This window comes from Actinoplanes sp. NPDC051633 (assembly GCF_040681735.1).
Taxonomy (GTDB): Bacteria; Actinomycetota; Actinomycetes; order Mycobacteriales; family Micromonosporaceae; genus Actinoplanes.
The window spans coordinates 1-5,383 of record NZ_JBFAZH010000521.1; the positions used below are offsets into that span (position 1 = coordinate 1).

General features: G+C 70.6%; 8 protein-coding genes. 5 read left to right on the forward strand and 3 right to left on the reverse strand.

Translation table 11 applies throughout. From position 1 onward, the window contains the following. From AB0M20_RS25530 to AB0M20_RS25540, 3 genes are all read left to right on the forward strand, one after another. Nucleotides 1-1,186, forward strand: a 1,186-nt coding sequence (locus AB0M20_RS25530; RefSeq protein WP_364302259.1) for an ATP-binding protein, incomplete at its 5' end; no start/stop codon positions are given. Nucleotides 1,187-1,233: 47 nt separating this feature from the next. Continuing rightward, nucleotides 1,234-1,785: a response regulator gene (locus AB0M20_RS25535; RefSeq protein WP_364302261.1), complete on the forward strand. Its 552-nt coding sequence runs from the start codon at nt 1,234-1,236 to the stop codon at nt 1,783-1,785. Then, nucleotides 1,782-2,507 (forward strand): arginase family protein, encoded by a 726-nt coding sequence (locus tag AB0M20_RS25540; protein ID WP_364302263.1) that lies wholly within the window; start codon nt 1,782-1,784, stop codon nt 2,505-2,507. The genes AB0M20_RS25535 and AB0M20_RS25540 overlap by 4 nt, the downstream gene beginning before the upstream one ends. Before the next feature lie 9 nt (nt 2,508-2,516). Here AB0M20_RS25540 and AB0M20_RS25545 read toward each other — a convergent pair whose 3' ends face one another. From AB0M20_RS25545 to AB0M20_RS25555, 3 genes are read right to left on the reverse strand one after another with little or no spacing between them, the layout of a single operon-like run. Further along, entirely contained in the window at nt 2,517-2,864 is a 348-nt protein-coding gene (locus AB0M20_RS25545) for a thioredoxin domain-containing protein (RefSeq protein ID WP_364302265.1), read from the reverse strand. Further along, nucleotides 2,846-3,226: a MerR family transcriptional regulator gene (locus tag AB0M20_RS25550; protein ID WP_364302267.1), complete on the reverse strand. Its 381-nt coding sequence runs from the start codon at nt 3,224-3,226 to the stop codon at nt 2,846-2,848. The genes AB0M20_RS25545 and AB0M20_RS25550 overlap by 19 nt, the downstream gene beginning before the upstream one ends. 56 nt (nt 3,227-3,282) lie before the next feature. Continuing rightward, nucleotides 3,283-3,603: an STAS domain-containing protein gene (locus tag AB0M20_RS25555; RefSeq protein WP_364302269.1), complete on the reverse strand. Its 321-nt coding sequence runs from the start codon at nt 3,601-3,603 to the stop codon at nt 3,283-3,285. A 113-nt stretch (nt 3,604-3,716) separates the two neighbouring features. Between AB0M20_RS25555 and hemL the strand changes: the two genes are divergently transcribed. Together hemL and AB0M20_RS25565 are read left to right on the forward strand one after the other, a co-directional pair. After that, entirely contained in the window at nt 3,717-5,066 is a 1,350-nt protein-coding gene (gene hemL, locus AB0M20_RS25560) for a glutamate-1-semialdehyde 2,1-aminomutase (RefSeq protein ID WP_364302271.1), read from the forward strand. Continuing rightward, the coding region (locus AB0M20_RS25565; RefSeq protein ID WP_364302273.1) for a histidine phosphatase family protein at nt 5,063-5,383 on the forward strand (321 nt) is incomplete at its 3' end. The genes hemL and AB0M20_RS25565, both read left to right, overlap by 4 nt.

The window sequence follows — 5,383 nt, forward strand, 5'->3', positions numbered from 1 at the left end:
CGACAACCCGGACAAGAACCTGACCGACAAGCAGATCGAGTTCGCCCGGACGATCCACACCGCCGGCTCCGACCTGCTGTCGCTGATCGACGACATCCTCGACCTGTCCAAGATCGAGGCCGGCCGGATGGACGTCGAGCCGGACCAGGTCGAGTTCGAGGGTCTGCGCCGATACGTCGAGCAGGCATTCCAGCCGCAGGCCGAGGAGAAGGGCCTGGAGTTCCGCGTCGATCTGGCGCCCGGCCTGCCGGATTCGCTGGTCACGGACGCGCAGCGGCTCCAGCAGATCCTGCGCAACCTGCTGGCCAACGCGGTCAAGTTCACCGACCACGGCGGCGTCACGCTGAGCATCCACCTCGCCGACCCGGGCATGGAGTTCGACACCCCGTCGCTGCGCCAGGCCGGCCAGGTGGTCGCCTTCGCGGTCACCGACACCGGGATCGGCATCTCCGACGAGAAGCTGGGCCTGATCTTCGAGGCGTTCCAGCAGGCCGACGGCACGACCAGCCGCAAGTACGGCGGGACCGGCCTGGGCCTGTCGATCAGCCGGGAGCTGGCGGCGCTGCTCGGCGGCGAGATCAACGTCGCGTCGGTGCCGGGTCAGGGGTCGACGTTCACGCTGTTCATGCCGGACGCGTTCGTACCCGACGCGATGCCCACGCCGATGCTCCCCGCCGCACCCATCACCGCGGCCGCGCCGCGCACCGCGGCGCCGAGCCTCGACTACCCGCTGATCAGCCGGCCGGCCGAGGAGAACGGGCACGTCGTCACGCCGGCCAGCCGGCAGCTGGACGGCGCGACGGTGCTGATCGTGGACGACGACGTCCGCAACGTCTTCGCCCTGACCAGCGCCCTCGAGATGCACGGGCTGAACGTGCTCTACTCGGACAACGGCGTGGACGGGGTGCGGATCCTGGCCGAGCACCCCGAGGTCGACATCGTCCTGATGGACGCCATGATGCCCGACCAGGACGGCTATGAGACGACTCGGGGCATCCGCCGTAATCAGCGCTTTCAGGATCTGCCGGTAGTGTTCCTGACGGCCAAGGCGATGCCGGGCGACCGGGAGTCCGCGCTGGCGGCGGGCGCCAGCGACTACATCACCAAGCCGGTGGATCTCGACGAGCTGATCGAGCTGATGGCCCGCTGGGTCAACGCGGACGAGACGGAGACGAACCATGGCTAGCACGAGCCTGAGCCGGATTGAGGGTGGCGGCGGGGAGGTTGGACGGCGTGGCTGAGCGCGCCAAGGCCCTCCTGGTGGACGACCGGCGGGACAACCTGCTCGCGCTGGAGGCGATCCTGCAGGGGCTGCCGGTGCAGGCGGTCGCGGTGGAGAGCGGCGAGGCGGCGCTCAAGCAGCTGCTCACCGACGACTTCGCCGTGATCCTGCTCGATGCGCAGATGCCCAACATGGACGGGTTCGAGACGGCGAGCCACATCAAGCGGCGCGAGCGTACCCGGCATGTTCCGATCCTGTTCCTGACGGCCGCCGACCGGGACGCTCAGCTTGCCCTGCGCGGCTATGCCGTGGGTGCGGTGGACTATCTGACCAAGCCGTTCGACCCGTGGGTGCTGCGGGCGAAGGTGTCGATCTTCGTCGAGCTGTGGACGAAGACGCAGTTGCTCAAGGCGCAGAACGACGCGACGCGGGAGCGCGACGCCCAGTGGCAGCGGCTGACCGAGACGGTGGACGAGGCGGCCCGGGTGCTGCGCGGCGGTGGCGACCACGCCGCGGCGGAGGCTCTGGAGCTGCTGGAGAAGGCTCGCTGGGGTAACTCATGATCATCGTTCCGTTCCACCAGGACCAGCGCCTGCCCGGCGACCACTTGCCGGTCGAGGGCGAGGTGATCGCGCCGGAGCTGCCGCCGGGCGACATCTGGACCAAGCTGGCGGCGCTGGACGAGGCGGTCGCCACGCGTGTGGCCGCCGCCGAGGTCCCGGCGACGGTGATCTCCGGGGACTGCCTGGTCTCGATGGGTGTGCTGGCCGGCGTGCAGCGGACCGGCGTCGACCCGGCGGTCATCTGGTTCGACGCCCACGGCGACGTGCACACGCTCGAGACGACGACGTCCGGCTACCTCGGTGGCCTGTCGCTGCGTCTGCTGATGGGCGCGCACTCCGAGCTGCTGGCCGACCGCCTGGGCGTGCGCCCGGTCGCCGAGGACCGGTGTGTGCTCGTCGACGCTCGCGATCTGGACCCGGCGGAGGCCGACTTCCTGAAGGGCAGCGCCGTCCAGCAGTCGTCGGTCGGCGATCTGCGCGAGCTGCCGGACGGGCCGCTGCTGCTGCACGTCGATCTGGACGTGATCGACCCGTCCGACCTGCCGGGCCTGCTCTTCCCGGCCCCCGACGGCCCGCCGGCCAGCCGGGTGCTGGCGGCGATCCACCGGGTCATCGACACGGGCCGGGTCGTCGCGCTGGACATCGCCTGCCCCTGGCATCCGGCCGATCCGGAGAACCAGCGCCGCCGGTCCGGCCTGCTGACCGCCCTGCTCGGAAACTGACGGCCGCGCTCAGCGGTTGACGTACGGCTCGAGGGACCCCTCCAGGCCGCTGCGGATGACCGATTTCGGGCGCAGGCCCACGGTGGTGCTGATCGGACGGCCGTCCTTGAACAGGATCAGGGTGGGCATCGCCTGCACGCGGTAGGCGCGGACCGTCTCCGGGTTGCTGTCGGCATCCATCTTGGCGAAGGTAACCCGGCCGGAGAACGACGGCGCCAACTCGGCGAGCAGGCGGGCCATCGGGCCGCAGGGCGGGCACCACTCGGCCCAGAAATCGACGAGCACCGGCGTGGAGCTGGTCAGCACGTCGTCGGCGAAGGTGGCGTCGGTAACGACTTTCAGCAGGTCATCTGGCATCGGATCGTCCGTTCCTCGATGGCGTCGGCCAGCTGGTCACTCAGCCGGTCACGCACGATGTGGAGCTGATCGAGCACGCCGTCCACCTCGGTCAGCTTGCGCCGCAGCACGGCCACTGAGTCGGGGCAGACGTGCCCGGCGTCGTTCCCGGCGCGCAGGCACTCCACGAACGGGCGGATGTCGTCCAGCCCGAAGCCGGAGTCGAGCAGCGTGCGGATCTCGCGCACGACGCGCAGTTCGGCGTCGTCGTACTCGCGATAACCCCGCGCGTCGCGGGACGCGTGCAGCAGGCCCTGCTGCTCGTAATACCGCAGGGTCCGGGCGCTGGTCCCGGCGCGGCTGGCCAGCTCACCGATCAGCATTCCTCGACGGTAGGCCTTGCCATCGGTGTCATGGCAAGGCCTGTGTGACGGGCGGCTCAGGCGGTGATCATCAAGGCCGAGCGGAGACCGGTGATGTCGAGGACGCGGAGCAGGAAGTCACCCACATTGGTCAGCGCGAGCAGCGAGCGCGCGTGCTGCGCCTTGCGACTGAGAACCACCAGCGTGCCCAGGCCCTGACTGTCACAGAACGTCACGCCGGCCATGTCGAGCACGATCCGGCTCGGCGGATCGACGATCTCCTCGTTGACCATCGCCGACAGCTTCGCCACCGTGAGCACGTCGATCTCACCGGCGAGGAAGTAGGTCACCTCGTCGGGGGCGCGCTGAACCGTGATGGACAGCTCCGGTCGTTCCACCGACTCACCCTATCGCGACCGGCGGTTTCCTTCCTGTCGAGCGGCCCGCCGCGCGGTCACCGAAGGTGACATGAACAACCCTGGGGCCACTTCCGTCGTACCCCGCTGCCAGAATGGAAGGCGCTGTGACCACCTCATACCGCGCCGAGCCGTTCCCCTATCCGGAGGACGCGCCGGTCTCCCAGGCCCTCTTCGACCGCGCCCAGGGCATCGTGCCGGGCGGGGTCAATTCACCCGTGCGTGCGTTCCGAGCCGTCGGAGGCACGCCCCGATTCATGGCCGAGGGCCGCGGCGCGTGGCTCATCGACGCCGACGGCCGCCGCTACGTCGACCTGGTCTGCTCCTGGGGGCCGCTGATCCACGGCCACGCGCACCCCGAGGTGGTCGCGGCGGTGCAGGCCGCCGCTTCCAAGGGCACGTCCTTCGGTACGCCCACCGCGGCCGAGGTCGACCTCGCGGCCGAGATCGTCGCCCGCACCCCGATCGACCAGGTGCGCCTGGTCAACTCGGGGACCGAGGCGACGATGACGGCGATCCGGCTGGCCCGCGGCTACACCGGCCGGAGCCGGATCGTGAAGTTCGCCGGCTGCTATCACGGGCACGTGGACGCGCTGCTGGCCGCGGCCGGGTCCGGCGTCGCGACGCTCGGGCTGCCCGATTCGCCCGGCGTGACCGGCGCGGCCACCGCCGAGACGATCGTCCTGCCCTACAACGACGTGCCCGCGGTCGAGGCGATCTTCGCCGAGCAGGGCCCCGACATCGCGGCCGTGATCACCGAGGCGGCGGCCGGCAACATGGGCGTGGTCCCGCCGCGCGAGGGCTTCAACCAGCGGCTGGCCGAGCTGGCCCACGCGCACGGCGCGCTGCTGGTGATCGACGAGGTGATGACCGGGTTCCGGGTGTCGCGCAGCGGCTGGCACGGGCTGGACCCGGCGGACGCCGACCTGTACACGTTCGGCAAGGTGATGGGCGGCGGGCTGCCCGCGGCGGCGTTCGGGGGCCGGGCCGACATCATGTCCCGGCTGGCGCCGGCCGGTCCCGTCTATCAGGCCGGCACCCTCTCCGGCAATCCGCTGGCCTGCGCCGCCGGGCTGGCCTCGCTGCGGCTCGCCGACGACGCCGTCTACAAGCGCCTCGACGAGTTGTCCGCGACCGTGGGTGCGCTGGCCGCCACCGCGCTCACCGAGGCCGGGGTGCCGCACACCCTGTCGTTCGCCGGCAACATGTTCTCGATCTTCTTCAGCCCGGTCCCGGTGTTCGACTACGAGACGGCGAAAACGCAGGACGCCGAGGCGTTCAAGGCGTTCTTCCACACCATGCTGTCCCGCGGGGTCTATCTGCCGCCGAGCTCCTTCGAGTCCTGGTTCGTGTCGACGGCCCTGGACGACGAGGCTCTGGAGACGATCGCCGACGCGTTGCCGCACGCCGCCCGGGCGGCGGCCGCGACGAGGGTGGGCCGGTGAGCGAGCCGACGAGGACCACCGTGCACGTGCTGCGGCACGGCGAGGTGCACAACCCGACCAAGGTGCTCTACGGCCGGCTGCCCGACTTCCACCTGTCCGAGCTGGGCCGGCAGATGGCCAAGGCCGGCGCCGAGGCGGTCGCCGACCGCGACGTGACCTACCTGGTGTCGAGCCCGCTCGAGCGTGCGCAGGAGACCGCCGAGCCGTTCGCCGCGCAGTTCGAGCTGGACGTCGCTACCGACGTGCGGCTGATCGAGAGCAGCAACTTCTTCGAGGGCAAGAAGGTGTCGCCCGGCGACGGCTCGTTTCGCAACCCG